Raw genomic sequence first — 26,188 nt, 5'->3', positions numbered from 1 at the left:
ATATGGCCCTCAACGCAAGCGCATTTTGGAGACGTCTGATGACCATAAAGGTCGGCATCAATGGTTTTGGCCGTATCGGCCGCTGTACCCTGTCGCACATCGCGGCATCGGCTCGCAACGACATCGAAGTGATCAAGGTCAACGCGACCGGTCCGCTGGAAACCACTGCGCATCTGCTGAAATACGACAGCGTCCATGGCCGGTTCCCTCGTAACGTAGCGATCAACGGCAATACCATGGATCTGGGCCGTGGTCCGATGCAGATGTTCTCGACCTACGACATGAACGAGCTGGACTGGGAAGGCTGCGACGTCGTTCTGGAATGCACCGGTAAGTTCAATGACGGCCTGAAGGCCAAGACGCACCTTGAGCGCGGCGCGCAAAAGGTTCTGCTGTCTGCGCCTGGCAAGAATGTCGACAAAACCATCGTGTATGGTGTGAACCACAACAGCCTAGCTGCCGAAGACAAGATGGTCTCGAACGGTTCGTGTACCACGAACTGCCTTGCTCCGCTTGCCAAGGTTCTGGACGAAGGCATCGGGATCGAGCATGGCATCATGACCACGATCCACGCCTATACCGGCGACCAGCCCACACTGGACCGTCGCCACAGTGACCTGTACCGCGCCCGTGCCGCTGCAATGTCGATGATCCCGACTTCGACCGGCGCAGCCAAGGCGCTGGGTGAGGTGCTGCCGAACCTCAAAGGCCGTCTGGACGGCTCGGCAATCCGGGTTCCGACACCGAATGTTTCTGCCGTGGACCTGACCTTCCGCGCAGCGCGCGATGTGACTGTGGACGAGGTGAACGCCATTGTCCGCGAAGCTTCGCAAGGTCATATGCAGCGTGTTTTGGGCTATGAGTCCGCGCCGCTGGTTTCGACAGACTTCAACCACACCGAAGAAAGCTCGATCTTCGCGCCGGACCAGACCCGTGTCGTAAACGACCGGATGGTGCGTGTTCTGGCATGGTACGACAATGAATGGGCCTTCTCGGTCCGCATGGCGGATGTCGCCGTTGCAATGGGTCGTCTTAACTAAGACGCCGTTGAAATCTTGAACATATTTGCCCGCTCAGGTTATCTGGGCGGGCATTTTCGTTCGGGGCCACGATGACCAATCAAATCGCAATCTGGCTGTGCCTACTGATACTTGGCGCGATCATTCTGGATTACGCACTCTTCGGCCCCGAACATTTGGTTTTCCTCGGAAAGAAACTTTACGCCTTTCTGGACTGGCTCGCCTTCTGGCGCTGAGGGAGGTTTTACTTGACATTTACTGCGATCTGCCTTTGTTAGCGCTAACTGGTTAAAGCCGAGACTCGGACGGAGCAGAACATGACACTAAAGCTAGCAATCAATGGATTTGGACGAATTGGCCGAGGCGTTTTGCGTGCCATTATGGAAACTGGGCGCACCGACGTTGAAATCGTTGCCATCAATGACCTCGCCAAGCCCGAAATGAACGCTCACTTGTTTGAGTTCGACAGCGTCCACGGCCGTTACAACAAACCTGTGAAACTCACCGAGGCTGGCCTGGATGTCGGCAACGGACCCATCCGTCTCACCAGCGAGCGTGAGCCGGAAAAGCTGGACTGGTCTGATGTGGACGTTGTTCTTGAATGTACTGGCGTATTCCGCACCAAAGAAGCGGCGTCGCGCCATTTTGAGAACGGAGCCAAAAAGGTTCTGATCTCAGCGCCGGCCCGCGGCGAAGGTGGGGTCAAGACCGTGGTATTCGGCGTTAACGACCACGAGCTAACGTCTGAAGACACGGTCGTTTCAAATGCGTCTTGCACCACGAACTGTCTGTCTCCGGTTGCTGCAGCTCTGGATGCTGGGCTTGGCATTGTCCACGGCAACATGACCACGGTACACGCTTATACCGCCAGTCAGCCCGTGCACGACACAGCGGGCAAGGATCCCTATCTGGCGCGTGCAGCCGCCCTGTCGATGATACCCACGACAACGGGCGCGGCCTCGGCAGTTGGCCTTGTTTTGCCACAACTGGCAGGAAAGCTCACCGGTCAGGCAATCCGGGTCCCAACTCCGAACGTGTCAGTCGTTGATCTGGTCGCAGAGGTTTCACGCCCGACCACAGAAGAAGAAGTGAACGCTTTGTTTGTCGAAGCTGCAGCTAAAATCCCAGGTGTTCTGGCGGCCGAGAGCCGTCCGCTGATTTCAGTCGACTTCAACCACGATTCTCACAGCTCGACCGTGTCCTTGCCCGAGACGAAAGTTACCGACGGCACACTGGTCCGTGTGCTTGCGTGGTATGACAATGAATGGGGCTTCTCGAACCGGATGCTGGATACCGCTGCAGCGATGGGCGCCCTAGCCTAACCGCTCGGTCAGCGCAGTATTTACGCGGGGCGTGACGAATTTCGACACGTCCCCTCCCAACCGCGCGATCTCTTTGACCAATTTCGAGGCAATCGCCTGATGGCGGGCTTCGGCCATCAGGAACACCGTCTCGATCGAGTCGTCCAGTGCGCGATTCATTCCAACCATTTGAAATTCATACTCGAAATCTGCCACGGCGCGCAGCCCACGCACAATAATCTGCGCCCCCACATCGCGGGCGCAATCGATCAGCAGGTTTTCAAACGGATGCGCAACAATTTCAGTGCCGGTTTGCTCGGTCAGATGCGCACACTCAGCCTCGATCATGGCCACACGTTCTTCGAGTGAAAACAGCGGACCTTTATCGCGGTTAATCGCAACACCGATGACGAGTTTATCAACCAATGCGGCAGCGCGGCGAATGATGTCGATGTGACCCAGTGTGATCGGATCAAAAGTTCCGGGATATAATCCAACCCTCATTGCCGCCTCCTACGCAACAAAATTTCTGCGCAAGCAAACATAACTCTGCCGCAGGTGCAATAGGAAGGATGGTCTCGGATGGGGATTAATGCCCCATGATCATTGTTTCCAGCGCCTCTTTTTCCATGGCCAATTCGGATAGCTGCGCTTTGACGACATCGCCCAGCGTCACGATTCCAATCAGCTTGCCTTCTTCTACAATTGGCATGTGACGAAAACGGCCTTCGGTCATGCGTGTCAGCACATCCTTAACGCTATCCTGACGGGTCGCGGTCTCTAGGTCGCTTGTCATGTAGGCACTGACTGACTTTGAAAGACACCCACTGCCGCTCGCGGCCAGTTCACGCACAATATCGCGCTCTGACAGGATACCAGATGCTGTCTCTCCGCCATCTTCCGAGACCACAACCGTACCGATCCGCTTTTCCGCCAGTATTTTTGAAGCCTCGGAAACAGTGATCGACGGGCTTACCGTTTCAACCCCTTCTGTCGCCTTGGATTTCAGAATGGCCTGAACAAGCATATGCATAACCTCCGAAATAACTTCCTGTTTTACAAAGCGTTGCCGGAATGTATGAACCTGTCAAGGTGAAGCTATGGCTTCCAGCCTCTCGACTTCATCGCGGATGCCCTGTGTCAACGCCTGTGCAAAGCGGTTTAATCGCTCATTCCTTTGATCCCCCTGATGGCGAACAAGGTGGAAGCCACGTGTCAAACTAACCTGATCCGTCAGGATTTTCTGCAGGTTTGGATGGAACGGCAGAGTGAAATCGTGGGCAACGCAAACTCCTGATCCCAGAGAAACCTGGCGAAGCTGGACCGAGACGGAATTCGATGCAAGCGCGACACGGTCAACACCGATATCGACCAAATAGTCCAGCTCTCGGTCAAAGATCATATCTGGAATATAGCCAATCATCCGGTGCCCCTTCAGAGTCTCAAGTGAGCTGATCTGGGGGTTTGCATTCAGGTATTCGTGCGTTGAAACAAGATGCAGCCGGTAGTCACTGATTTTTTGAACCAATAGCTTGCCGGCCGTAGGTGCGCTGACTGTCACGGCCATGTCTGCTTCGCGTCGAGACAGGTTTATGACGCGCGGCAAGGCCAAAATCTGAATATCCAGTTCTGGGTTGTCATCGCAGATTTTCGCACAGACCTGCGGCAGCAAGTAGTTGGCACATCCATCCGGCGCTCCGATGCGTATCTGGCCGCTTAGTGTTTTTGATGACCCGGCCAGCGCACCAGCGGCGGCGCGCATCGCTTCTTCCGCCTTCAAGCCGTGATCCAACAGGCGTTCTCCGGCGGAGGTCAGGATGTAGCCTTGTTGCGACTTGGTAAACAGTGGCGCGTCAAGCGAGGTTTCAAGCCGAGCGATCCTCCGCCCTACCGTGGCCGGATCAATTTTCAACAATCGGCCAGCGGCAGACAGGCTTTCTTCACGCGCGACCGCCAGAAACACCCTCATATCGTCCCAATTCGGCGTCATGACCTGCCCTTTGCATTTTTGCAAAACATATTTGGGAGATTGCCTCTGTTCACGCGATTTATGCAAGCCTATTCTGCGCGCAAATCTACCGGAGGAAATGGCAATGTCCGAACTGTCTCACTTCATCAATGGCGAGAATGTCGCTGGTACGTCTGGCCGCTTTGACGACGTCTTCAACCCTGCAACGGGCGAAGTTCAGTACAAATGCCCGATGGCGAGCGTCGCTGAAACCACCGCAGCAATCGAAAGCGCAGCCGCCGCGCAACCCGCATGGGGTGCGACCAACCCGCAGAAACGGGCACGGGTAATGATGGCGATGGTTCACCTGATGAACCGGGACATGGATAAATTGGCCGAGGCGCTCAGCCGCGAACACGGAAAAACCATTCCTGATGCCAAGGGCGATCTTCAGCGCGGGCTGGAAGTGATCGAGTACTGCATTGGCGCGCCTCAGATGTTGAAAGGTGAGTTTACCGACAGCGCGGGTCCGGGCATCGACATGTATTCGATGCGTCAACCGCTGGGCGTTGTGGCCTCGATCATGCCGTTTAACTTCCCGGCCATGATGCCCCTGTGGCATGTCGGTCCCGCACTGGCCTGCGGCAATGCCGTGGTTCTGAAACCGTCCGAGCGCGACCCCTCGATCCCGCTGATGCTGGCGGAATTGTTTGTCGAGGCTGGTCTGCCCGCAGGCGTCTTCCAAGTCGTGAACGGCGATAAAGAGGCCGTGGATACCCTACTGGATAGTGAGATCATTCAAGGCGTGTCCTTTGTCGGCTCGACGCCGATTGCGCAGTACATCTATTCCCGCGCCACGGCGAACGGCAAACGGGCCCAGTGTTTCGGCGGCGCCAAGAACCACATGATCGTCATGCCCGACGCCGATCTGGATCAAGCGGCGGACGCACTGGTCGGAGCCGGTTTTGGCGCAGCAGGTGAGCGCTGCATGGCCGTGTCGGTTGCTGTCCCGGTTGGCGAAGAAACCGCCGACGCGCTGATCGAAAAGCTGGTGCCACGCATCGAAAAGCTGAAAGTCGGTCCCTATACGGCAGGTGACGACGTGGATATGGGCCCGGTTGTGACCGGTGCCGCCAAAGAGCGCATCCTCGGCCTGATCAACTCGGGCGTTGAGCAAGGCGCGAAACTGGTCGTCGATAACCGCGACTTCAGCCTTCAAGGATACGAGGACGGTTTCTTTGTCGGTCCTCATCTGTTCGACCACGTGACGCCCGAGATGGACATCTACAAGCAGGAAATCTTTGGCCCCGTCTTGTCCACCGTCCGCGCCGGTTCCTATGAAGAAGCTCTGAAACTGGCGATGGATCATGAGTATGGCAACGGCACGGCGATCTTCACTCGTGACGGGGACACCGCGCGTGATTTTACCAGCCGGGTGAATATCGGCATGGTTGGCATCAACGTCCCGATCCCGGTTCCGCTGGCCTATCACACCTTTGGGGGCTGGAAGAAATCCATGTTCGGTGACCTCAACCAGCACGGCCCGGACAGCTTCAAGTTCTACACCCGCACCAAAACCGTCACGGCCCGCTGGCCCTCAGGCATCAAGGAAGGTGGCGAGTTCAACTTCAAAGCCATGGACTAATCAGAACTGTCCTGGACTTTAACAACAAACCCGGCCCCTATCGGCCGGGTTTTTCGGCAAAGCTCTGCCGAAACCCAAGTTTCTGGCGTACTCACGATAAATTCAATCGGGCACCACTGGCAAAACAATGGTGTCAGCAATATTTTACCCCGAACTTGTTCGAGCAGCCCTTGATCCGGAGGCAACATTGTCAAATCCCCGTATGACCCGTCGCACAGCTTTGTTGGGCGCTGCGTCCTTGCTGGCGACGCCTGCACTCGTGCGCGCCCAAAGCACGGATGCGTTTCCCGAAACCGAGGACGCGATCAGCACGCAGTTGCCTGTCCGTCGGAATGTATCCTCGTTCTCGCAGCAGAACTGGCAGGATCACTTCGACTCATTAGGGGTTGGCTGCCTGTTGGCCGATATCACCAGCCGTGCCGTTCATTACTGGGGATCGGACGGTACTTACAAACTGTACCCAAGTTCCGTTCCCATGAGCGAAGAACTGACCAAGCGCGGCTACACCGAAGTGGTACGCAAGCGCGAAAACCCAAGCTGGACGCCAACCGCATCCATGCGTGAACGCGATCCATCGCTGCCCGTCCGTATAGAAGGTGGGGAACCCGGAAACCCACTGGGCACCCGCGCGATGTATTTGGGCTGGCCTGCCTATCTGGTGCACGGAACACACGACACGCGTAAAATCGGTCGCCAAAGCTCGTCGGGGTGTATCGGTCTCTATAACCAGCACGTCGAGGAATTGTATCCTCTGGTTCAAGTCGGAACCCAAGTTCGACTGGTCTGACAAAAAAGCCCCGGCCACATGGACCGGAGCTTTTTTTGATTTAGTGAGTGGTTACTCAGGCAGGATCACTGCGTCCACGACATGGATGACACCGTTGCTTGCTTCGATGTCTGCTTGCACGACCTCTGCGCCGTTCACTTTAACGCCATTCTTGGCATTCACGCTAAGACGATCGCCCTGAACGGTCAGAACCTTGGCGCGCTTGCCGGCAATATCACCCGACATCACTTTGGCCGGAACAACATGGTAGGTCAGGATTTCAACGAGCTGATCCTTGTTCTCAGGCAGCAGCAAGGTTTCTACGGTGCCTTCAGGCAGGGCGGCAAAGGCTTCGTCAGTCGGCGCGAAAACCGTGTAGGGTCCGTTCCCTTTGAGCGTATCGACGAGACCGGCAGCTTGCACGGCTGCGACCAGCGTATTGAAGGACCCAGCGGACACAGCGGTATCTACAATGTCAGCGGCCTGAGCCTTTACGGGCAGTGTCAGTGCGATTGCGGCGGCAGCGCCCATGAAAGTGCGGCGGAACATGGCTGTTAACTCCTCTCCAGCGTTGTATGGAAAGGGGTACGGGCCTCTTCGGAAGCCGGATCACAATGAGATCAATTTTCTTTTAGCTGTACCCAGATGCTTTGCGCCCGACCGTCCTTTAGGAAAGGCAGGGCTTCCACAGCGTCCGGGCGATCCTGTTGCAGGTAATATCCCGGCCAAAGCATTGAAAAGGCGTTAGATTGCAGCAAGGCGTGCAGCATATACTGCTCGCCCCAACCCGGACAATCGTAGAAGAACCGCTTGGGATATTCGTAGGGCAAAAAAACATCGTGCACGTGGACGACGACGCCGGGTTTCAAGTTCGGAATGATCCGGCAGAACAAATGCGCGACGTCGTTGCTCATACGGACAACATGGCTAGAGTCGATGAACAATACGTCGCCGGGTTCAAGTTGATCGAATACCGACGGATCAACGTCTTCCAAACGTTTTTGCTCGAACTGGTCCACTACATGCGCGATGTCTGCGCGCGGAAACGGGTCAATCGCGGTGATGTGTGTTTCCAGCCCCCCATCGATGATCGCCTGCCGCGTCACGCGTGTAGAATTCCCACAGCCGACCTCAATCACCCGTTTGGGCTGAAACCTGCGGATCATCAGATACAGCGCGTCTGCGTCGGGGCTGTCGTAGTACCCGTTTCCAACACGATACCCAGTCTGATTGCGCGCGGGATCTTTCAAAGCGTCCAGCGCGCCCGCGTACTGACGGTATTCTTCGACCAACTGAGTGATGTTGAACCTATCCATCCCGGGTGAAAGCGCATAGGCAGGGCGGGTCAGCCCCCCTGCCCGCTCAAACGCTTCGAGACGGGCGCGTTCTTCGCGCTCTGTCGCCTTGTCGATCAGTTTCACTCCAAACCGGTCAAGCACCGCATTCAGCCGAAGGAATTTCCTGGGTTTCAATCGAAGACTCCGGGTTTGGATTTCATTTGATCCTGTCCTTACATTTTGAGACAGGCAGTCTGCAAGCGCCTCGCGGGTAAACACTTGGCAAAAATCCAATTTCCGTATTCACTGGTCCGACAATCAACCACGAGGGCCGCCATGCAGCAGGAATTCACACTGGGCATCGAGGAAGAGTATCTGCTGGTTGACCGTGACAGCCTTGAACTTGCCGAAGCGCCCGAAGCCCTGATGGAAGCGTGTCAGGGGGATTTTGAGGGGCAAGTCAGCCCGGAATTCCTGCAATGCCAGATCGAAGTCGGCACCCGCCCCCACACGACGATCAGTTCTGCCCGTGAAGACCTGAGGCGGCTGCGTACCTGCGTCGCAAGCCGGGCCGCGGAATACAATCTGGCGCCAATCGCGGTGTCTTGCCATCCTTTCGCCGACTGGAAGAAACAGCATCACACGCGCAAGGACCGATATGACGCCTTGCACCATGCGCTGGGCGGTGTCGCCCGTCGTATGCTCATTTGCGGGATGCACGTGCATGTTGGCGTCGAGGACCCGGCTTTGCGGGCCGACCTGATGCCGCAGCTTTCATATTTCCTGCCACACCTTTTGGCCCTGTCTACGTCTTCGCCCTATTGGAACGGCGAGGATACCGGTCTGTCGTCCTATCGCTTGACCGTTTTCGACAACCTGCCCCGCACGGGTCTGCCACCAGTGCTGGCAAGTTGGGCGGATTACGAGCGGACCACCGGGATACTGGTAGAACTAGGTATTATCGAGGACACCTCGAAAATCTGGTGGGACTTGCGGCCGTCCCATCGCTTTCCAACGCTTGAGACCCGAATTATGGACGTTCAACCACGGTTGGAGCACACCCTATCCCTGGCCGCGATGGTGCAAGCGTTGACGCGTATGCTGTGCCGTTTGAAGGATCGTAACCTTCGGTGGCGTCAATACGACCGCTTTCTGATCGGAGAAAACCGTTGGCGCGCGCAGCGATACGGCGTTGGTGAAGGGATGATAGATTTTGGCGATCGCTCCATCAAACCGATGCCGGAACTGATGGGTGAACTGATGGGATTGCTTGCCGAAGACGCCGAGGCGCTGGGAACTATGACCGAACTGGCCCGCCTTCAGCAGATCGCCCAGAACGGGACATCGGCCACCCGTCAACGCCGCGTTTATGCAGAAGCCACAGCCCGAGACGAAGATCCCGGAAAAGCCGTCGTCCGGCACCTGATCGAGGAATACCACGCGGATCTCTGACTGTACGTTCCGCGAATTTATCCCAAAATGTTGGCACCCCATTGGGTAATTGCTGACAGTGCAAAATTTCTGTAAGAATTCGGAAATAAACACTTGTTCAATTCATCCGGCGGCGTGGGAGGCAAGCCATGGATTTCGCAATGACCGAAGAGCAAACAGCGATCTTCGATATGGCCTACGACTTTGGCCAGGAACACATCGCCCCATACGCGCGGCGGTGGGAGGCCGACGGGACGATCCCCAAAGACCTTTGGCCCCGCATAGGCGAACTGGGATTCGGAGCGCTCTATGTCTCGGAAGACGGTGGTGGATCGGGCCTCAGCCGATTGGACGCCACTTTGGTTTTCGAGGCACTGTCCATGGCCTGCCCCTCTGTCGCGGCCTTTTTGTCGATCCACAACATGTGCGCCAAAATGCTGGACAGCTTTGCCAGTGACGAGTTGAAGTCGCGCATCATGCCAGAGGTTCTAAGCCTGAACACCGTCCTAAGCTATTGCCTGACAGAACCGGGTTCGGGATCAGACGCCGCCGCGCTCAAGACCAGGGCCGCCCGCACGAATGAGGGCTATACTCTGAACGGAACCAAGGCTTTCATTTCGGGCGGCGGCTATTCTGACGCCTATGTCTGCATGGCTCGCACGGGTGAGGACGGGCCAAAGGGCATTTCGACAGTCTATGTCGAAGACGGGACTCCCGGCCTGAGCTTTGGTGCGCTGGAACAAAAAATGGGATGGAAAAGCCAACCCACCGCTCAGGTCCAATTTGATGACTGCAAGATTCCTGCTGGGAACCTTGTCGGTGTCGAAGGAGACGGGTTCAAATATGCCATGATGGGGCTGGATGGCGGCCGCCTGAATATCGCGTCATGTTCGTTGGGCGCGGCGCAAACCGGGTTAAACATGACCTTGCAGTACATGTCCGAACGCAAAGCCTTTGGGCAATCCATCGACCAGTTTCAAGCATTGCAGTTCCGCCTTGCCGATATGGAGATTGAACTGCAAGCCGCCCGCACATTCCTGCGTCAGGCCGCGTGGAAGCTGGATCAGGGCGCGCCCGACGCGACAAAGTTCTGCGCGATGGCAAAGAAATTCGTGACCGAAACGGGTTCAAAAGTCGTGGACCAATGTCTGCAGCTTCATGGTGGTTACGGTTATCTGGCAGATTACGGGATCGAAAAGCTTGTCCGCGACCTGCGCGTCCATCAGATTCTGGAAGGGACAAACGAGATCATGCGCGTGATCGTTTCGCGCCAAATGCTGGCCCAACGCTGAGGATCGTATGTCTGACATCGAAATCCGTACAGAAGGCCGCGCCGGGCGCATTACGTTGACCCGGCCTCAAGCCCTCAACGCACTTAGCTACGACATGTGCATGGCCATTGATGCCGCAATGCGGAACTGGCGTGAGGATGACGCAGTCGATCTGGTCATATTGGACGCCGAGGGGGAAAAGGCATTTTGCGCAGGCGGTGATATTGCCGAACTGTACGACACCGGCACAAAAGGCGACTTCGACTACGGGCGGAAATTCTGGCGGGATGAGTACCGCCTCAATGCTCTGATCTTTGAATACCCGAAACCGGTTGTCAGCTTCTTGCAGGGCTTCACGATGGGTGGCGGCGTCGGGATTGGATGCCACGGCAGCCATAGGATCGTTTGCGAAACCAGCCAGATCGCTTTGCCCGAATGTGGTATTGGACTGGTTCCAGACGTCGGCAGCTCGTTGATGCTGTCATTGGCTCCGGGACGATTGGGCGAATATCTGGGCACTACTGGCTATCGGATGGGGGCCGGCGACGCGATTTATGCCGGGTTCGCAGACACGTTCATTCCCTATTCCCAATGGCGAGACGTCATTGAGCTTCTTGAGGCTTCGGGTGACCCCGAGGTGCTGACCAATCACACAGAATCTCCACCAGAAAGCAATTTGGCGAAACTCCAAGCGGAGATCGATATTGCTTTTGCAGGTGAAGGGCTGGGCGATGTTTTGAACACATTGGGCAACTTGGACACAGACTTTTCCGCCAGCGCATCGAAACTCATGGGCCGCTGCTCGCCGCTATCTATGGCCTGCACGATTGAATTGATCCATCGTCTTCGCAGTCCCAGTCTGACAATCAGAAAAGCACTCGAGCACGAATATCGGTTTACCTTTCGCGCGATGGAACACGGTGACTTTCTCGAAGGTATCCGGGCCCAGATTATCGACAAGGACCGAAACCCGCGCTGGCGGCATCAGGATCAAGCCGTGCCAGGCGTTGATGTGTCGAGAATGCTACAGCCTTTAGGCGGTGATACGCTGACATTCGAAGAGGAGTAACGAATGAAAATCGGATTTATTGGCCTCGGAAACATGGGGAATCCGATGGCGGCCAATTTGGTGGCAGCCGGACACGATGTGGCTGGTTTTGACACTGCCCAGGTTAGTATTCCGGGTGTCGAAATGGTGGATTCAGGGGCCAATGCCGCCTCTGATGTCGAAATTGTAATCACCATGCTTCCCAACGGTCAGATTCTTCGGGCCGTCGCAGACGAGATCATCCCGGCGATGAGCCCGGGGTCCGTTTGGATTGATTGCTCGACAGTGGATGTGGACAGCGCGCGTGCCGTAGCAGATCAGGCTGCCGCGGCCGACGTTTTGGCCGTGGACGCCCCGGTTTCGGGCGGTATCGGAGGCGCGGCCGCAGGTACTCTGACCTTCATGGCCGGAGGCAGTGACACAGCGTTCGAGAAGGCCAAGCCGTTATTCGACATTATGGGACAGAAGGCCGTTCATTGCGGAGAATCCGGCGCAGGCCAAGCCGCAAAGATCTGCAACAACATGATCCTCGGTGTCACCATGATCGCAACATGCGAGGCTTTTGCACTGGCCGATAAACTCGGACTGGATCGGCAAAAGATGTTTGACGTGGTCAGCACGTCGTCTGGATATAGCTGGACAATGAACGCGTATTGCCCCGCACCGGGTGTAGGCCCGGCCAGCCCGGCAGACAATGACTACCTGCCCGGCTTTGCTGCGGAATTGATGCTAAAGGACTTGCGCCTCAGCCAGCAAGCGGCTGAAAGCTCGGATGCAGACACGCCGATGGGACAGGTCGCAACCGCAATCTATGAGAAGTTTGTCGAGGACGAAGATGGGCTTGGTAAGGACTTCTCTGCCATGTTGCCGCGATTTGAAAAGCGAGGGCGAAAGTAATCTGTGCCCATGGGCAGCTTCTTGCGCATCGGGTTGACCTGCCGCTTTCCGGCGGCCATCTATTTGTGAGAGCAGTCAGTCCAAGGGGAATAAGATGCGGCAACGAATTGCGGTAATTGCTACAGTATCGGCCCTTGCCTGTAGTCCGACCATCGTTTTTGCCGGTAATGGCAATAACGGACACGGTGACAACGTGTTCCGCGTGCCCGGCCAACCGATTGTCTTGGCCAAGGGGAAAGCGGGGCATTGCCCCCCGGGTCTTGCGAAAAAGGCCGTGCCATGTGTGCCGCCGGGGCAAGTGAAAAAGCTGTACCGCACGGGAGACTACATTGATCGCGATTATCGTTGGGTCAATGATCCTTACCGCTATGGCTTAAACCGCAGTTGGTCCTATGTTCGCGCCGGAGACTACGTCTATCGCGTAGACCCGGAAACACGCAAGGTACTGAACCTGATTGGAGCGGTGGCTGACATTCTCTATTGAATGCCAGCTTCCGGCTATTCTGCTGCGACGCGCGCGCCCTCAAGCATCTGTTTAAGGTATCTGCCTGTGTGACTGCGGGCGACGTCAGCGACGTCTTCCGGGGTGCCTGTAGCCACGATTTCACCACCCCCATCGCCCCCCTCGGGACCGATATCAATTATGTGATCCGCCGTTTTCACGACATCCAGATTATGTTCGATCACGACAACAGTGTTTCCTTGATCCACCAATTCATGAAGCACTTCCAGCAACTTACGCACATCCTCAAAGTGCAGTCCGGTCGTCGGCTCGTCCAAGATATACAAAGTCCGCCCGGTCGAGCGTTTCGACAGCTCTTTCGACAGTTTCACACGCTGCGCTTCGCCACCGGACAAAGTCGTGGCTTGCTGACCCACCTTGATATAGCCCAACCCAACACGCGCTAGCGCATCCATCTTGTCTCGGATTGAAGGAACCGCCTTAAAGAAGTCCTGCGCGTCCTCTACGGTCATATCAAGCACATCCGCGATGGATTTACCCTTGAACTTGATCTCCAGCGTCTCGCGGTTGTAGCGCGCGCCTTTACAGGTTTCGCAGGTCACATACACATCGGGCAGAAAGTGCATCTCGATCTTGATAACGCCATCGCCCTGACACGCTTCGCAGCGACCACCTTTGACATTGAAACTGAACCGGCCGGGTTTGTACCCACGAGCCTTCGCCTCGGGCAGCCCGGCAAACCAATCACGAATTGGGGTGAACGCACCGGTATATGTCGCGGGGTTTGAACGTGGTGTTCGTCCGATCGGGCGTTGATCAATGTCGATGACCTTGTCGAGGTGTTCCAGACCCTTGATCGTTTCGCAAGGCGCTGGGGTCTGCCTTGCTCCGTTCAGGCGCATCGAGGCCGTTTTGAACAAAGTCTCAATCGTCAGGGTTGACTTCCCACCCCCGGACACACCCGTCACGCAAACGAACTTACCCAATGGAAACTCGGCCGTCACATTCTTGAGGTTATTTCCAATGGCGTTAACGACAGTGACCTTCTTCTTGTTTCCTTTCCGCCGCTCTGTCGGAACCGAAATCTCGCGAGTTCCCGCCAGATACTGGCCGGTCATCGACGCCGCGTCCGCTGCGATTTCGTCGGGCGTTCCCCTGCTGACCACTTGGCCGCCGTGAACGCCAGCGCCGGGGCCGATGTCGAACACATAGTCAGCCTCTCGTATGGCTTCCTCGTCATGCTCGACGACGATCACAGTATTTCCCTGATCCCGTAGGTTCTTGAGCGTTCCCAGCAACCTGTCATTGTCCCGCTGATGCAGCCCGATGGACGGTTCGTCCAATACATACAGAACACCGGTCAGGCCCGATCCAATCTGGCTGGCCAGACGGATACGCTGGCTTTCTCCGCCAGAAAGTGTTCCGCTGGAACGTGAAAGTGTCAGATACTCCAACCCCACATTATTCAAGAATCCCAAGCGCTCGCGAATTTCCTTCAAAATGGCGCGGGCAATTTCATTCTTTTGCACGGTCAGATGGTTCGGCGCATCTTCGATCCACGCCAAGGCTTCCCTGATCGACATCTGCACCACTTCACCTACATGAAGCCCGGCAATCTTAACCGCCAGAGCTTCGGGGCGCAGACGATACCCGTGGCAGGCCCCGCAAGGGCGGTTGTTCTGATACCGCTCAAATTCTTCACGAATCCATGCGCTGTCGGTTTCCCGATAGCGACGTTCCATATTCGGTATCACACCCTCAAAGCTGCGCGTGACCTGATATACACGCCCGCCTTCATCATAGCGAAACTGGATTTCCTCATCCCCGGATCCGCGCAGAAATACCTGCTGCACCTTTTCGGGCAAATCCTTCCAGGGCGTGTTCTTGTCAAATTCATAGTGACGCGCGATTGCTTCGATGGTCTGCAGGAAATACGGAGATTTTCCTTTTCGCCATGGCGCTAGCGCCCCATCGTAGAGCTTTAGCGTCTGGTCAGGGACTACGAGGCGTTCATCAAAGAACAGCTCGACTCCCAGCCCATCGCAGACCGGGCACGCCCCAAACGGAGCGTTGAACGAGAACAATCGTGGCTCGATCTCCGGGATCGTGAACCCACTCACTGGGCAAGCAAAGTTTTCACTGAACGTGATCCGCTCGGGGTCGCCCTCACGCGGGGCGGTTTCCAAAATCGCGATGCCGTCGGCCAGATCCAACGCGGTTCGCAGACTATCAGCCAGCCGCGTTTCCATTCCTTCACGAACGACGAGGCGGTCAACCACCACGTCAATGTCATGTCGGAATTTCTTGTCCAATGTCGGAGGCTCATCCAATTCATAGAACTCACCATCCACCTTGACGCGCTGGAAACCCTGCTTGCGCAGTTCAAGGAATTCTTTCTTGTACTCGCCCTTTCGGTCCCGAACGATCGGCGCCAAGAGGTATCCACGCGTACCTTCGTCCATCGTCATAATACGATCGACCATGTCCTGAACCTGTTGGGCCTCGATCGGAAGACCCGTTGCGGGGCTGTACGGCGTCCCTGCCCGAGCGAACAAAAGTCGCAGATAGTCATAAATCTCGGTTACAGTTCCCACGGTCGAGCGTGGGTTTTTCGAGGTCGTTTTCTGCTCGATGGAAATTGCTGGCGACAAGCCGCTAATGTGATCAACGTCGGGCTTTTCCATCATGTCGAGGAACTGGCGCGCATAAGCTGACAGGCTTTCGACATAACGCCGCTGTCCTTCGGCATAGATGGTGTCAAACGCCAAGGAAGACTTGCCCGACCCGGACAACCCGGTAATCACCACAAGCTGATCCCGTGGAATATCTACGTCGATGTTTTTGAGGTTGTGTTCGCGCGCGCCGCGCACCTCGATATTCTTCAGCTCAGCCATATTCGGCCCCCAACAGACAAGTGTCCTAGAAATAGGCGAGCGGCACTGAGTCTCCAACAGAAAAGTTAGAACAAAAAGAGAACCGTCGGATTATTGCCGATCACAACAGCCAAAATCCACGACAGCGCGTCGACCGGGCCTGAAGTTTAATCATCGAAGATTGTTATTGAGAATAAATGGCGCGGTTGACGGGGCTCGAACCCGCGACCCCCGGCGTGACAGGCCGGTACTCTAACCAACTGAGCTACAACCGCGCATCTATTTTCGTGGCCTTTGACCTGGACCAAGGATGGCAGCGATGGCGCGGTTGACGGGGCTCGAACCCGCGACCCCCGGCGTGACAGGCCGGTACTCTAACCAACTGAGCTACAACCGCCCGCTGCCCGTTCGTTGCTGAACGTTGGGGTGTATTATGGCTAGGCTCGGACATCGTCAAGCGGCGTTTTGAAGTTTTTTCCGAAATCCAGAATTTTCCTGATCCTAACATCGACCTCCCCATTGATGCAGGGTGTCGTCTGCGGTTTGGACGAGCGTTTGAAAGGCCGCGCGAACCAGTCGAAGGCGAATCTACCCATAGGTGTGTCCGGCACGCAACAACGGCACGATTTTCGACCGAGTCAGTACACATTCCCGAACCCTAAGAATTCAGCAGCGCCTACCGGAGAAGTCTCAATTAGACTTCTGCGATAACAAAAAACATAACGGAGCAGAGCAATGAAAAAATTGTTCATTATTAGCGCATTATCAGCGACAATTACAGCAAGCCACGCCCAAGCGATTGAGGTCACTGGCGGCTATCTTGATTTGGGATATAGAACTTTTACCGACACCGATCTGGGTGATGCTTTCAACCTGAACGGTTCCGGTGAGCTGGCATTCAATCGTGCTTTCAGCGCACAACTGGATTTGGGCGGCTATCGCTTTCAGGACCTGGGTGAAAACGCGACGAACTGGACGCTGCACGCAAACTGGCACACCAGCAAAAACGCCTCGTTCGGTGCGTTTTATGGACAAGAGCGCATCGATTCTCTTGATGTCGAATTCTACGGTCTGGAAACTGGCTTTGACGCAGGCCCGGCCGAGGTCGAAGGCTATATCGCGCGTCAACAGCTAAGCGATTTTTCGGACATCGACGGCAATATGTTCGGTGTTTCGGTTACCGCTGATCTGAACGACAAATGGGAGTTCACTGCCAGCTATGATCTGTTGAACGATGTGGTTGGTGCGCTGGATTTCGATCTCTTTGCGCTTGGTGCGAACTATGCAGCAAGTGACAACGCAGAAGTATACGGGGTCCTTGGGGTTGCCCATATTTCATCCCCCATCGTCTCCGGCAGCTCAAACGAAGCCTATATCGGCGTTGGCGTTCGTATGAACTTTGGTAACGAACGTGGTACGACGTTCGGCCGCCGCGGAGTGTTCGATAAGCTTCCCGGACTGCCCGGTCTGTAAGAATAATCGCCCCGGAGTTCACCTTCGGGGCGTTTTGACTTAAAGCGGCTTCGTAAAACAGATTTGGTCCCTCTTGCGGACATCAAGGACTCGCTGTAAGACGCCGCCCTACGGGTGATTAGCTCAGTGGTAGAGCGCTTCGTTCACATCGAAGATGTCAGGAGTTCAAATCTCTTATCACCCACCACCTTCCCTTTTTCAGGATCACGTTTAAACCATTGGCGTTGTTGCCCTGAGAAAAGAAAAAGGGCGAGGTCGAAACCCCGCCCAATCCATTAAGATCAAAGCTTAGTGCGTCGTTGCAGGCGCCCCGGAACTATCCGTCGACTTGGCCGCTGCAGCCGCTGCTTCTTCTGCAGCTTCGTCCCATTCGATCGGCTCGGGCTTGCGCACCAGCGCTTGTTTCAGAACTTCGGACACGTGGGTTACGGGAATGATTTCCAGCCCCTCTTTCACATTGTCCGGGATATCCGCCAAGTCTTTCTCATTTTCCTCAGGGATCAGGACCGTCTTGATGCCACCGCGCAGGGCCGCCAACAGCTTTTCCTTCAAACCCCCGATCGGCATGGCGTTACCGCGCAACGACACTTCGCCCGTCATGGCGATGTCTTTGCGCACAGGAATGCCGGTCAGCACAGACACGATCGACGTCACCATTGCCAAACCAGCCGACGGACCATCCTTGGGCGTCGCGCCGTCCGGCACGTGCACGTGGATGTCGAGCGTATCGAACTTCGGCGGCTTCACCCCGATCTGAGGAGAAATCGAACGGACGTAGGACGAAGCGGCGTCAATCGATTCCTTCATCACGTCGCCCAACTTACCGGTGGTCTTCATACGACCTTTGCCCGGCAGTTTCAGCGCCTCGATATGCAGCAGATCGCCACCAACCGACGTCCAGGCCAGACCGGTCACGACACCTACCTGATCGTCCTGTTCAGCCAGACCGTAACGGAACTTGGGCACGCCAAGGAAGTCATCCAGATTATCGGGCGTCACCGTGACGGAAGCGGCCTCTTTCTTGATGATCTTGGTCAGCGATTTCCGCGCGACTTTGGCGATCTCACGCTCAAGATTCCGCACGCCCGCCTCGCGGGTATAGGTGCGGATGATCGACTGAAGCGCCTCATCGGTCAGTTCAAACTCCTTGGCCTTGAGGCCGTGGTTCTTGACCTGCTTGCTGATCAGGTGCTGCTTGGCGATTTCGGACTTTTCTTCTTCGGTATAGCCGGCCAGCGGAATGATCTCCATCCGGTCCAGCAGAGGCCCGGGCATGTTGTAGCTGTTCGACGTGGTCAGGAACATCACGTTGGACAGGTCATATTCGACCTCAAGGTAGTGGTCCATGAACGTGCTGTTCTGTTCCGGGTCTAGCACCTCGAGCATTGCCGAGGCCGGGTCACCACGGAAATCCTGCCCCATCTTGTCGATCTCATCGAGCAGGATAAGCGGGTTCGTGGTTTTCGCCTTTTTCAGCGCTTGAATGATCTTACCGGGCATCGACCCGATGTAAGTCCGGCGGTGGCCGCGAATTTCGGACTCGTCGCGCACGCCGCCCAGCGAGATGCGAATGAACTCGCGTCCCGTTGCTTTGGCGACCGACTTACCCAAGCTGGTCTTACCCACACCCGGAGGGCCAACAAGACACAGGATCGGGCCTTTCAGCTTTTTCGACCGCTGCTGAACCGCCAGATACTCGACGATCCGCTCTTTGACCTTCTCAAGCCCATAGTGATCGGCATCCAGAATATCCTGCGCACGGCCCAGATCCTTTTTGACGCGGGATTTGGTGCCCCACGGCAGCGACAGAATCCAGTCCAGATAGTTGCGCACGACTGTGGCCTCAGCCGACATGGGCGACATGTTCTTGAGCTTCTTCAGCTCACCCTCGGCCTTTTCGCGCGCCTCTTTCGACAGCTTGGTCTCAGCGATTTTGGCTTCTAGTTCAGCAACTTCGTTACTGCCATCCTCACCATCGCCCAGTTCCTTCTGAATGGCCTTCATTTGCTCATTCAGGTAGTACTCGCGCTGGGTCTTCTCCATCTGAGATTTCACGCGGGTCTTGATCTTTTTCTCGACCTGCAGAACCGACATCTCGCCCTGCATCAGGCCATAGACTTTCTCAAGCCGCTCACTGACGCTGAGGGTTTCCAGCAGTTCTTGCTTCTGTTCAACCTCAATGCCCAAGTGACCAGACACAAGGTCTGCCAGCTTCGCTGGCTCGGCCGTCTCACCAACCGCGGTCAGGGCTTCTTCGGGGATATTCTTGCGCACTTTGGCGTAACGCTCGAATTCATCTGCAACGGTGCGCAACAACGCTTCGGTTGTGGTCACGTCACCGGGAATTTCGGTCAGGTATTCCGCGCGCGCTTCAAAGAACTCATCATTTGTAAGGAATTCGTTGATCTGAACACGCGCCTGCCCTTCGACCAGCACTTTTACAGTGCCGTCAGGCAGTTTCAGCAGTTGCAGAACATTCGCCAAAACACCAGAGCGGTAGATGCCGTCTTCCGAAGGATCATCATCGCTGGGGTCAATCTGGCTGGACAGCAGAATCTGCTTGTCGTCCTGCATCACTTCTTCCAGCGCGCGGACGGATTTTTCCCGACCCACAAACAGCGGCACGATCATGTGTGGGAACACAACGATGTCGCGCAGCGGAAGTACGGGGTACGAGGAATTCAGAGGCTCTTGCATGCTCAATCCTTATCATTGGCAAGACGGCACCGGTCCCTCATCGAGGCAACGCCCGACCGTCTCCTGTTTGGACGATTAAGGTGGGGCTTCACCGCCCGTTTTCAACCTCACCGTCATTTGTCTCAATCAGAATGACCCGAGGTTTTTCGGACTGCAAGGCGTCGTGCCAATATATCCACGGATTTTACCACATGAAGGTGGCTCCGCGTCATTAAATCGGCTCAATATCCCCCTGCGCGCGCTGCGCGTGGAATTCGGACTGCCACGCCTGAAACGTTCCCGCCGCGATAGCGTCGCGCATCCCCTGCATGATTTCCTGAAAATAATGGAGGTTATGCCAGGTCAGAAGCATCCCGGAAATCATCTCATTCGACCGGAACACGTGGTGCAGATATGCCCGGGAATAGTTTGAGCAGGCCGGGCACGTGCATTTCTCGTCCAACGGGCGCGGATCGTCTGCGTGACGTGCATTCTTAATGTTTACAACGCCATAGCGCGTGAACACCTGCCCCGTGCGCCCGGACCGAGAGGGAAGGACACAGTCCATCATATCGATTCCACGTGCGACGGCGCCCACGATATCGTCGGGCTTTCCGACACCCATCAGATACCGAGGCTTATCAACGGGCAGCATGTCAGGGGCAAAATCCAGAACGTCGAACATGGCCTCTTGGCCCTCGCCAACAGCCAATCCACCAACCGCATAGCCCTCAAAGCCGATTTCTTTCAACGCTTCCGCCGATTCCTCGCGAAAGTCCTGTTCCAGCCCCCCTTGCTGGATGCCGAACAAGGCATGGCCCGGACGATCGCCAAACGCTTCGCGCGACCGTTCGGCCCAACGCATCGACAGGCGCATCGACTCCGCTATTCGATCACGGTCAGCAGGCAATGCCGGGCATTCATCGAAACACATGACAATGTCGGAGCCCAGCAACCGCTGAATTTCCATCGACCGTTCAGGTGTCAGTTCGTGCCTGGACCCATCGATATGAGATTTGAAGGTCACACCCTTTTCAGTCAGCTTGCGAAGGCCGGCTAGCGACATGACCTGAAACCCACCCGAATCCGTCAGAATGGGACGCTCCCAATTCATGAACTTGTGCAGCCCACCCAAGCGGTCGATACGCTCGGCAGTCGGTCGCAGCATCAGGTGATAGGTATTGCCCAGCAAAATGTCGGCACCGGTCGCTCGCACGCTTTCCGGCATCATTGCCTTAACGGTCGCCGCAGTGCCAACAGGCATGAAAGCGGGTGTTCGCACCTCTCCCCGAGGTGTATTGATCACGCCGGTTCTGGCCTTGCCGTCGGTGGCCGAAAGTTTGAATGAAAATCGCTGGGTCATGACTTCGCCCTCGGGGTCGCTGAACCGGGCAGCATTTGCCCGATCTGCCGCGCGTTTGCAACCCGTCAGGGCAAGGACGCAACCCTTTCGGTAAACAACCTAACAACACCAGACCCGTCAACATTGTGGCAAACACGAACGGCTGGTCGGTCTTTGGCCGGGCTGGTTTTTCCCAGTTCCGCTCCGTCCACGGCCACTTGCAATCCGGTTTCGACCATCTCGAACATCGGTGCATGAGTACACGCGATGACAGCAGTGGAATCGTGCAGGCCGCACCCTTCTAGCCCTCCGACGTCTCGGTAGAACCGCAGATAGAATTTCGAGATATCGCGCAGGAACGATCCCATGTCCCGAGAGCGCTGCGCCAAATCCTCGAAATCTGCGCTCGCGTACAATGTCTTTAGCGTTACATCCAAACCAACGACAACGGTTTCAGGCGGCGACGCGAAAACTTCATCCGCAGCAATGGCATCGTGATAGATGTTGGCTTCGGCGTGCTCTGTGATGTTGCCGGGGCAGTAAACAGCACCGCCCATGATGACGAGTTGCTTGATATTGTGCCTGAATCCCGGATCAAGCCGCATTGCCGCGGCGATATTCGTCAATGGCCCAACAGCACAGACCACCAGCTCACCCTGATGCGCGCGCGCCATTTCAACCAAAAACTCAGCGGCGGTTGACGCGTGATTTGCCCCAATCTGGGGAATTTCGGTTAAATCGCCAAACCCTTCCTGGCCATGCACATGTTCTGATGGAGTATGACTGTCAGCGCCTAGCGCACAGGGCGCACCCTCTGCGACAGGTGCGTTCAACCCAAGTTTATGCAGCAAAAACCGAGCGTTGCGACTGGATTGATGGACATGAGTATTACCGAATACTGTCGTTAGACCGACAAGTTCGATCTCGGGCGCGGCTGCGGCGTAGGCAATAGCCATCGCGTCGTCTATGCCGGGGTCTGTGTCAATAATCAGCTTCATCCCTGCCCGATAGCGCACTCACGGCAGGATGCAAAGCGGCCACATATGGAAAATTCTCCCCCGCATCCCGGTCGTCAAAGATTTGCAAGAAACGCCGTTCGCTTCATACCAGAGTTGAAAATGTGCGATTCAATCCCCAAATGTATACTATCGTACACAATAATAGAGGACAGATATGGCCGAAGACCAGATTATCGGATTAATTTCGTCAAACATCATTTACCTGCTCGCCGCAGTTCTAATAGTTGTCATCATCTTCAAAGGCATAAAGATCGTGCCTCAATCCGAGAAATACGTGGTCGAAAGGTTCGGACGACTGCACTCTGTCTTAGGACCGGGAATCAACTTTATCGTTCCTTTACTGGATGTTGCGCGTCATAAGATATCCATTCTTGAACGCCAGCTTCCCAACGCGACCCAAGACGCGATCACCAAGGACAACGTGTTGGTGCAGATCGACACCTCGGTCTTTTATCGCATTCTGGAACCCGAAAAGACGGTTTACCGTATCCGGGACGTAGACGGCGCGATTGCGACGACGGTTGCTGGTATCGTGCGTGCAGAAATTGGTAAGATGGACCTTGATGAGGTGCAGTCGAACCGAGCACAACTGATCACGCGAATTCAGGAAAGCGTCGAAACCGCCGTGGATGATTGGGGAATTGAAGTGACCCGTGCCGAGATTCTGGACGTCAACCTAGATCAGGCGACTCGTGATGCGATGCTGCAGCAGCTAAACGCCGAACGCGCACGTCGTGCTCAGGTGACCGAAGCCGAGGGCCAGAAACGTTCAGTTGAGCTGCAGGCCGACGCAGAGCTTTATGCGGCCGAGCAATCCGCCAAGGCACGTCGCATCCAGGCCGAGGCCGAGGCTTATGCTACCGGCGTGGTGGCCAAGGCCATTCAGGACAACGGAATAGAAGCTGCGCAATATCAGGTAGCCTTGAAACAGGTCGAAGCCCTGAATGCCTTGGGGAATGGCACCGGTTCACAGACCATCGTTGTTCCTGCCAATGCCATGGATGCCTTTGGTGACGCCTTCAAGATGCTGAAAGGAGGCCGGTAATGGCCGACCCGTTTTGGATGACATGGTGGATGTGGCTTGCCGGAGCGCTCGCCCTTGGAATCCTCGAGATTGTCCTGCCGGGTTTCATCTTTCTTGGATTTGCGATCGGGGCGGCGATAACCGGGATTTTGCTGGCAATTCCTGGGATCTCGCCTTCGCTTCCCATCCTGTTGTTAATCTTTGCAGTATTGTCCCTGGTGGCTTGGCTGATTTTGCGGCGTTTGTTCGCCCTGCCCCACGGACAAGTGAAGACCTTCAACCACGACATCAACGACTGACAATCGTGGCGCCCGTTTGGGCGCTACGGCACTACTGGACGCTGCCCTTGGCTTTCCCTATATAAATTATCAGGAAACAGACCCGAGGCACACATGACTCATCCGAGTGAACAGTTTGAAGGCACCCCATTGATTGCGCCTTCAACCATCGAGCATCCCCTGTACGAAGCAGTGGTCGAGGCATGCCGGACGGTCTATGACCCTGAAATTCCAGTGAACATCTATGACTTGGGGCTGATTTACACGATCGACATCACCACGGAAAACGCGGTGAAAGTGATCATGACACTGACCGCTCCGGGCTGTCCTGTTGCCGGTGACATGCCTGGGTGGATTGTTGAGGCCATTGAGCCGGTTGCAGGCGTAAAAGAAGTCGACGTCGAACTGACATGGGAACCACCCTGGGGCATGGAAATGATGTCCGACGAAGCGCGTCTGGAACTTGGCTTCATGTAACCAGATGACCGACGGTTATTAGCAGCGGCTGACGCGCTACGCGTCGGGCTGCCTACTGCGTATTGCAAGTCGCCTTAATCTCGTCCGCACGCTGGTCCAACTGTTTGACGTAGTCGCCTGACAGCATTGTCAGCCTCTTTTTCTCTGTGCCTGTAACCAGCCCCAAAAGCGCCCCGGCGGGCGTAATGGCTATGGCGCTTTCCACTTGTTGATCTTCGGCGTGTTTTCTTTCAGCGGCGATCGCTCTGAGATCACCTTCAGCGGTGGCGCAATTCACAGGGTGACGCGCCGTTTCGTCGGCGACGGACGCATCGCAGACCGCAAACGTTGCGGCAATCACAGTTAAGGCAAGGTACTTCTTTTGACCTGTTTTACTGGGATTTTTCATGTTGCTTCGCCCTCTGAAATTCTTCCTCAAAACTTTGTTGAGGCTAAATCCAACACCCTGAGCAAAGCAACAGCAGACATCGAGAATTGCCGTACCAACTGGAAAAGTTAGGTAAGCATGACTGCTATGTCTTGAGACTGGTACGACTCACCACTAGATTAGACACATCGTTGAAAGACGGAGATCACGATGTTCGGTATTCCCGGCAAACAAGCCGTGACCATAACGCCAAAAGCTGCTGCGCAGATCGTGCGCCTGATGGAATCAGGCGGGCACGCTGGCTTGCGCATTGGCGTCAAGAAAGGTGGTTGTGCCGGTATGGAATACACAATGGACTATGTTGACCAAGCCGACAGCAACGATGAGATTGTCGAGCAAGACGGCGCACGGGTCATGATCGCACCAATGGCGCAGATGTTCCTGTTTGGAACCGAAATTGACTACGAAGTCGCTTTACTTGAATCCGGTTTCAAGTTCCGCAATCCGAATGTTGTCGATGCCTGCGGTTGCGGTGAGTCGATCAAGTTCGACGAAACGATCTCGGCCGAGCGGTAGTCCTCCACATTGGAATTTCCGGAATGATCGCTCGCGAAGCGGGTTAGTCATTCACTCGAACGCCTACTGACGCAAGCTGTTTTCGCGGGCAGTTTTGCGCCCTATCGTGCACCCTTAGCTTTGGATTTGCCAAACCTTCCGTAACCGGAATTGTCAGGGTGCGCTGGCGGTGCTATCCGATGTTCAAACAACGATTTAATTTGGGGGAACGTGCTATGCGGCGCAAACTGGCGGCAGGAAACTGGAAGATGAATGGAACCTCGGCAGCGCTGGGCGAGCTTGAGGTTTTGTCTTCTACGCACCCTGCCCCTACAGTCGACGTTCTGATCTGCCCCCCGTCCACATTGCTGCACCGCGCGGCAGGTTCCGTCAACGGATCGGAAATCCTGATTGGTGGACAGGATTGTCATGCCGCGACTTCGGGTGCGCATACCGGTGATGTCAGCGCCGAGATGCTGGTAGACGCAGGTGCCACCGCCGTCATTCTTGGTCATTCAGAGCGGCGCGTGGATCATGGTGAGCAGAACGAAGATGTACGTTCCAAAGCGCGGGTCGCAATGGATGCGGGGCTGAAGGTGATTATCTGCGTCGGGGAAAGCCTTGAACAGCGCGAGGCGGCCAACACGCTTGATATTATCGGCGGTCAAATGTCCGGTTCGATCCCGGATCAATCAACTGGCGAAAACCTTATCGTGGCCTACGAACCGATCTGGGCGATTGGCACTGGGAAAGTGCCAACGCTAAATGAAATCGGTGAGGTCCATGACTTCATGCGCGCCGGGCTAGAGCGTCGCTTCGGTGAAGGCGTTGGACGCTCGGTCCGGTTGCTGTACGGCGGGTCAGTCAAGCCGAGCAACGCCAAGGAGATTTTTGGTGTCTCCAATGTGGATGGTGCTCTGGTCGGAGGGGCCAGCCTTAAAGCTCAAGACTTTGGCGGTATTATCGACGCCTTGCAGTCGGTCTAAGATCAGGACAGCTTTTTAGAAACTTCCCAGACAGATTCCTGACGTCCTAGAA

At 55.7% G+C, this 26,188-nt stretch carries 26 protein-coding genes and 3 tRNA genes; 17 read left to right on the top strand and 12 right to left on the bottom strand.

Annotated features, from left to right (window positions below; translation table 11 throughout):
• Window positions 1-38 precede the first annotated feature (38 nt).
• From gap (ACR0LH_RS00240) to gap (ACR0LH_RS00230), 3 genes are all read left to right on the top strand, one after another.
• Window positions 39-1,040, top strand: a complete 1,002-nt coding sequence (gene gap, locus ACR0LH_RS00240; protein ID WP_480719213.1) for a type I glyceraldehyde-3-phosphate dehydrogenase — start codon at window positions 39-41, stop codon at window positions 1,038-1,040.
• 71 nt (window positions 1,041-1,111) lie between these two features.
• On the top strand, window positions 1,112-1,255 hold the full coding sequence (locus ACR0LH_RS00235) for a hypothetical protein (RefSeq protein ID WP_170388540.1): 144 nt from the start codon (window positions 1,112-1,114) through the stop codon (window positions 1,253-1,255).
• 81 nt (window positions 1,256-1,336) lie between these two features.
• Window positions 1,337-2,341, top strand: coding sequence for a type I glyceraldehyde-3-phosphate dehydrogenase (gene gap, locus ACR0LH_RS00230; protein WP_170416490.1), 1,005 nt, complete (start codon window positions 1,337-1,339; stop codon window positions 2,339-2,341).
• Here the strand turns inward: gap (ACR0LH_RS00230) and coaD are convergent.
• The 3 genes from coaD to ACR0LH_RS00215 form a co-directional block, all read right to left on the bottom strand.
• Window positions 2,333-2,824, bottom strand: coding sequence for a pantetheine-phosphate adenylyltransferase (gene coaD, locus ACR0LH_RS00225; RefSeq protein ID WP_170388543.1), 492 nt, complete (start codon window positions 2,822-2,824; stop codon window positions 2,333-2,335). The two genes, gap (ACR0LH_RS00230) and coaD, sit on opposite strands and share 9 nt — an antisense overlap.
• 85 nt (window positions 2,825-2,909) lie before the next feature.
• On the bottom strand, window positions 2,910-3,347 hold the full coding sequence (locus tag ACR0LH_RS00220; RefSeq protein WP_170566799.1) for a CBS domain-containing protein: 438 nt from the start codon (window positions 3,345-3,347) through the stop codon (window positions 2,910-2,912).
• A 60-nt stretch (window positions 3,348-3,407) separates the two neighbouring features.
• On the bottom strand, window positions 3,408-4,310 hold the full coding sequence (locus ACR0LH_RS00215; RefSeq protein WP_480719212.1) for a LysR family transcriptional regulator: 903 nt from the start codon (window positions 4,308-4,310) through the stop codon (window positions 3,408-3,410).
• Between the two features lie 103 nt (window positions 4,311-4,413).
• Here ACR0LH_RS00215 and ACR0LH_RS00210 point away from each other — a divergent pair, with 103 nt between their 5' ends.
• Both ACR0LH_RS00210 and ACR0LH_RS00205 read left to right on the top strand, forming a co-directional pair.
• Window positions 4,414-5,913, top strand: a complete 1,500-nt coding sequence (locus tag ACR0LH_RS00210) for a CoA-acylating methylmalonate-semialdehyde dehydrogenase (RefSeq protein WP_480719211.1) — start codon at window positions 4,414-4,416, stop codon at window positions 5,911-5,913.
• A gap of 202 nt (window positions 5,914-6,115) precedes the next feature.
• Window positions 6,116-6,700 (top strand): L,D-transpeptidase, encoded by a 585-nt coding sequence (locus ACR0LH_RS00205; protein ID WP_170485540.1) that lies wholly within the window; start codon window positions 6,116-6,118, stop codon window positions 6,698-6,700.
• A gap of 51 nt (window positions 6,701-6,751) precedes the next feature.
• Here ACR0LH_RS00205 and ACR0LH_RS00200 read toward each other — a convergent pair whose 3' ends face one another.
• Together ACR0LH_RS00200 and ACR0LH_RS00195 are read right to left on the bottom strand one after the other, a co-directional pair.
• Window positions 6,752-7,228 carry a fasciclin domain-containing protein gene (locus ACR0LH_RS00200; protein WP_170485513.1) on the bottom strand — a complete coding sequence of 159 codons (477 nt, stop codon included), beginning with the start codon at window positions 7,226-7,228 and terminating at the stop codon, window positions 6,752-6,754.
• A gap of 71 nt (window positions 7,229-7,299) precedes the next feature.
• A complete protein-coding gene (locus tag ACR0LH_RS00195; protein ID WP_480719210.1) occupies window positions 7,300-8,151 on the bottom strand; it encodes a class I SAM-dependent methyltransferase in 852 nt (283 codons plus the stop codon).
• Window positions 8,152-8,292: 141 nt separating this feature from the next.
• Here ACR0LH_RS00195 and ACR0LH_RS00190 point away from each other — a divergent pair, with 141 nt between their 5' ends.
• From ACR0LH_RS00190 to ACR0LH_RS00170, 5 genes are all read left to right on the top strand, one after another.
• Complete coding sequence (locus ACR0LH_RS00190; RefSeq protein ID WP_480719209.1) at window positions 8,293-9,408, top strand: carboxylate-amine ligase; 1,116 nt, start codon at window positions 8,293-8,295, stop codon at window positions 9,406-9,408.
• 128 nt (window positions 9,409-9,536) lie between these two features.
• Window positions 9,537-10,679, top strand: coding sequence for an acyl-CoA dehydrogenase family protein (locus tag ACR0LH_RS00185; RefSeq protein ID WP_480719208.1), 1,143 nt, complete (start codon window positions 9,537-9,539; stop codon window positions 10,677-10,679).
• 7 nt (window positions 10,680-10,686) lie between these two features.
• A complete protein-coding gene (locus ACR0LH_RS00180) occupies window positions 10,687-11,727 on the top strand; it encodes an enoyl-CoA hydratase/isomerase family protein (protein ID WP_480719207.1) in 1,041 nt (346 codons plus the stop codon).
• Window positions 11,728-11,730: 3 nt separating this feature from the next.
• Entirely contained in the window at window positions 11,731-12,603 is an 873-nt protein-coding gene (gene mmsB / locus ACR0LH_RS00175; protein ID WP_480719206.1) for a 3-hydroxyisobutyrate dehydrogenase, read from the top strand.
• A gap of 94 nt (window positions 12,604-12,697) precedes the next feature.
• Complete coding sequence (locus tag ACR0LH_RS00170) at window positions 12,698-13,087, top strand: hypothetical protein (protein ID WP_170778928.1); 390 nt, start codon at window positions 12,698-12,700, stop codon at window positions 13,085-13,087.
• Window positions 13,088-13,101: 14 nt separating this feature from the next.
• Here the strand turns inward: ACR0LH_RS00170 and uvrA are convergent, their stop codons facing one another.
• From uvrA to ACR0LH_RS00155, 3 genes are all read right to left on the bottom strand, one after another.
• Complete coding sequence (gene uvrA, locus ACR0LH_RS00165) at window positions 13,102-15,960, bottom strand: excinuclease ABC subunit UvrA (protein ID WP_480719205.1); 2,859 nt, start codon at window positions 15,958-15,960, stop codon at window positions 13,102-13,104.
• Window positions 15,961-16,137: 177 nt separating this feature from the next.
• A tRNA-Asp gene (locus ACR0LH_RS00160) sits at window positions 16,138-16,214 on the bottom strand.
• Between the two features lie 45 nt (window positions 16,215-16,259).
• Window positions 16,260-16,336, bottom strand: a tRNA-Asp gene (locus ACR0LH_RS00155).
• A gap of 338 nt (window positions 16,337-16,674) precedes the next feature.
• On the opposite strand from ACR0LH_RS00155, the gene ACR0LH_RS00150 reads away from it, so the two are divergent.
• A complete protein-coding gene (locus ACR0LH_RS00150; RefSeq protein WP_480719204.1) occupies window positions 16,675-17,412 on the top strand; it encodes a porin in 738 nt (245 codons plus the stop codon).
• Window positions 17,413-17,524: 112 nt separating this feature from the next.
• A tRNA-Val gene (locus tag ACR0LH_RS00145) sits at window positions 17,525-17,599 on the top strand.
• Window positions 17,600-17,700: 101 nt separating this feature from the next.
• On the opposite strand, the gene lon is transcribed toward ACR0LH_RS00145, so the two are convergent.
• The 3 genes from lon to ACR0LH_RS00130 all read right to left on the bottom strand — a co-directional run bounded on the left by lon (window position 17,701) and on the right by ACR0LH_RS00130 (window position 22,428).
• Window positions 17,701-20,109 (bottom strand): endopeptidase La, encoded by a 2,409-nt coding sequence (gene lon, locus ACR0LH_RS00140; protein WP_480719203.1) that lies wholly within the window; start codon window positions 20,107-20,109, stop codon window positions 17,701-17,703.
• 211 nt (window positions 20,110-20,320) lie between these two features.
• Entirely contained in the window at window positions 20,321-21,451 is a 1,131-nt protein-coding gene (tgt, locus tag ACR0LH_RS00135) for a tRNA guanosine(34) transglycosylase Tgt (RefSeq protein WP_480719202.1), read from the bottom strand.
• A gap of 65 nt (window positions 21,452-21,516) precedes the next feature.
• Window positions 21,517-22,428 carry a nucleoside hydrolase gene (locus ACR0LH_RS00130; protein ID WP_480719201.1) on the bottom strand — a complete coding sequence of 304 codons (912 nt, stop codon included), beginning with the start codon at window positions 22,426-22,428 and terminating at the stop codon, window positions 21,517-21,519.
• A 175-nt stretch (window positions 22,429-22,603) separates the two neighbouring features.
• Between ACR0LH_RS00130 and ACR0LH_RS00125 the strand changes: the two genes are divergently transcribed.
• The 3 genes from ACR0LH_RS00125 (at window position 22,604) to ACR0LH_RS00115 (ending at window position 24,228) form a co-directional block, all read left to right on the top strand.
• Window positions 22,604-23,494 (top strand): SPFH domain-containing protein, encoded by an 891-nt coding sequence (locus ACR0LH_RS00125; RefSeq protein WP_170485523.1) that lies wholly within the window; start codon window positions 22,604-22,606, stop codon window positions 23,492-23,494.
• Window positions 23,494-23,772: an NfeD family protein gene (locus tag ACR0LH_RS00120; RefSeq protein ID WP_480719200.1), complete on the top strand. Its 279-nt coding sequence runs from the start codon at window positions 23,494-23,496 to the stop codon at window positions 23,770-23,772. Before ACR0LH_RS00125 ends, ACR0LH_RS00120 begins: the two co-directional genes overlap by 1 nt.
• Window positions 23,773-23,865: 93 nt before the next feature.
• Window positions 23,866-24,228, top strand: a complete 363-nt coding sequence (locus ACR0LH_RS00115; RefSeq protein ID WP_170388580.1) for an SUF system Fe-S cluster assembly protein — start codon at window positions 23,866-23,868, stop codon at window positions 24,226-24,228.
• Between the two features lie 52 nt (window positions 24,229-24,280).
• Here the strand turns inward: ACR0LH_RS00115 and ACR0LH_RS00110 are convergent, their stop codons facing one another.
• On the bottom strand, window positions 24,281-24,616 hold the full coding sequence (locus ACR0LH_RS00110; RefSeq protein ID WP_480719199.1) for a hypothetical protein: 336 nt from the start codon (window positions 24,614-24,616) through the stop codon (window positions 24,281-24,283).
• A gap of 189 nt (window positions 24,617-24,805) precedes the next feature.
• On the opposite strand from ACR0LH_RS00110, the gene ACR0LH_RS00105 reads away from it, so the two are divergent.
• Window positions 24,806-25,171 (top strand): HesB/IscA family protein, encoded by a 366-nt coding sequence (locus ACR0LH_RS00105; protein ID WP_480719198.1) that lies wholly within the window; start codon window positions 24,806-24,808, stop codon window positions 25,169-25,171.
• Between the two features lie 215 nt (window positions 25,172-25,386).
• Window positions 25,387-26,136 (top strand): triose-phosphate isomerase, encoded by a 750-nt coding sequence (gene tpiA / locus ACR0LH_RS00100; RefSeq protein ID WP_480719197.1) that lies wholly within the window; start codon window positions 25,387-25,389, stop codon window positions 26,134-26,136.
• The last annotated feature ends 52 nt before the right edge of the window (window positions 26,137-26,188 follow it).

It is taken from the genome of Ruegeria sp. CL6 (assembly GCF_056536465.1).
The sequence above is the reverse complement of the archived record's forward strand: the minus strand, read 5'-3'. Positions and strand labels throughout refer to the sequence as shown.

Excerpts from the sequence above, each read along its gene's own strand:
- gap (WP_480719213.1), top strand. The coding sequence starts at position 39 with ATGACCATAAAGGTCGGCATCAATGGTTTTGGCCGTATCGGCCGCTGT.
- ACR0LH_RS00235 (WP_170388540.1), top strand. The coding sequence starts at position 1,112 with ATGACCAATCAAATCGCAATCTGGCTGTGCCTACTGATACTTGGCGCG.
- gap (WP_170416490.1), top strand. The coding sequence starts at position 1,337 with ATGACACTAAAGCTAGCAATCAATGGATTTGGACGAATTGGCCGAGGC.
- coaD (WP_170388543.1), bottom strand. The coding sequence starts at position 2,824 with ATGAGGGTTGGATTATATCCCGGAACTTTTGATCCGATCACACTGGGT.
- ACR0LH_RS00220 (WP_170566799.1), bottom strand. The coding sequence starts at position 3,347 with ATGCTTGTTCAGGCCATTCTGAAATCCAAGGCGACAGAAGGGGTTGAA.
- ACR0LH_RS00215 (WP_480719212.1), bottom strand. The coding sequence starts at position 4,310 with ATGACGCCGAATTGGGACGATATGAGGGTGTTTCTGGCGGTCGCGCGT.
- ACR0LH_RS00210 (WP_480719211.1), top strand. The coding sequence starts at position 4,414 with ATGTCCGAACTGTCTCACTTCATCAATGGCGAGAATGTCGCTGGTACG.
- ACR0LH_RS00205 (WP_170485540.1), top strand. The coding sequence starts at position 6,116 with ATGACCCGTCGCACAGCTTTGTTGGGCGCTGCGTCCTTGCTGGCGACG.
- ACR0LH_RS00200 (WP_170485513.1), bottom strand. The coding sequence starts at position 7,228 with ATGTTCCGCCGCACTTTCATGGGCGCTGCCGCCGCAATCGCACTGACA.
- ACR0LH_RS00190 (WP_480719209.1), top strand. The coding sequence starts at position 8,293 with ATGCAGCAGGAATTCACACTGGGCATCGAGGAAGAGTATCTGCTGGTT.
- ACR0LH_RS00185 (WP_480719208.1), top strand. The coding sequence starts at position 9,537 with ATGGATTTCGCAATGACCGAAGAGCAAACAGCGATCTTCGATATGGCC.
- ACR0LH_RS00180 (WP_480719207.1), top strand. The coding sequence starts at position 10,687 with ATGTCTGACATCGAAATCCGTACAGAAGGCCGCGCCGGGCGCATTACG.
- mmsB (WP_480719206.1), top strand. The coding sequence starts at position 11,731 with ATGAAAATCGGATTTATTGGCCTCGGAAACATGGGGAATCCGATGGCG.
- ACR0LH_RS00170 (WP_170778928.1), top strand. The coding sequence starts at position 12,698 with ATGCGGCAACGAATTGCGGTAATTGCTACAGTATCGGCCCTTGCCTGT.
- uvrA (WP_480719205.1), bottom strand. The coding sequence starts at position 15,960 with ATGGCTGAGCTGAAGAATATCGAGGTGCGCGGCGCGCGCGAACACAAC.
- ACR0LH_RS00150 (WP_480719204.1), top strand. The coding sequence starts at position 16,675 with ATGAAAAAATTGTTCATTATTAGCGCATTATCAGCGACAATTACAGCA.
- lon (WP_480719203.1), bottom strand. The coding sequence starts at position 20,109 with ATGCAAGAGCCTCTGAATTCCTCGTACCCCGTACTTCCGCTGCGCGAC.
- tgt (WP_480719202.1), bottom strand. The coding sequence starts at position 21,451 with ATGACCCAGCGATTTTCATTCAAACTTTCGGCCACCGACGGCAAGGCC.
- ACR0LH_RS00130 (WP_480719201.1), bottom strand. The coding sequence starts at position 22,428 with ATGAAGCTGATTATTGACACAGACCCCGGCATAGACGACGCGATGGCT.
- ACR0LH_RS00125 (WP_170485523.1), top strand. The coding sequence starts at position 22,604 with ATGGCCGAAGACCAGATTATCGGATTAATTTCGTCAAACATCATTTAC.
- ACR0LH_RS00120 (WP_480719200.1), top strand. The coding sequence starts at position 23,494 with ATGGCCGACCCGTTTTGGATGACATGGTGGATGTGGCTTGCCGGAGCG.
- ACR0LH_RS00115 (WP_170388580.1), top strand. The coding sequence starts at position 23,866 with ATGACTCATCCGAGTGAACAGTTTGAAGGCACCCCATTGATTGCGCCT.
- ACR0LH_RS00110 (WP_480719199.1), bottom strand. The coding sequence starts at position 24,616 with ATGAAAAATCCCAGTAAAACAGGTCAAAAGAAGTACCTTGCCTTAACT.
- ACR0LH_RS00105 (WP_480719198.1), top strand. The coding sequence starts at position 24,806 with ATGTTCGGTATTCCCGGCAAACAAGCCGTGACCATAACGCCAAAAGCT.
- tpiA (WP_480719197.1), top strand. The coding sequence starts at position 25,387 with ATGCGGCGCAAACTGGCGGCAGGAAACTGGAAGATGAATGGAACCTCG.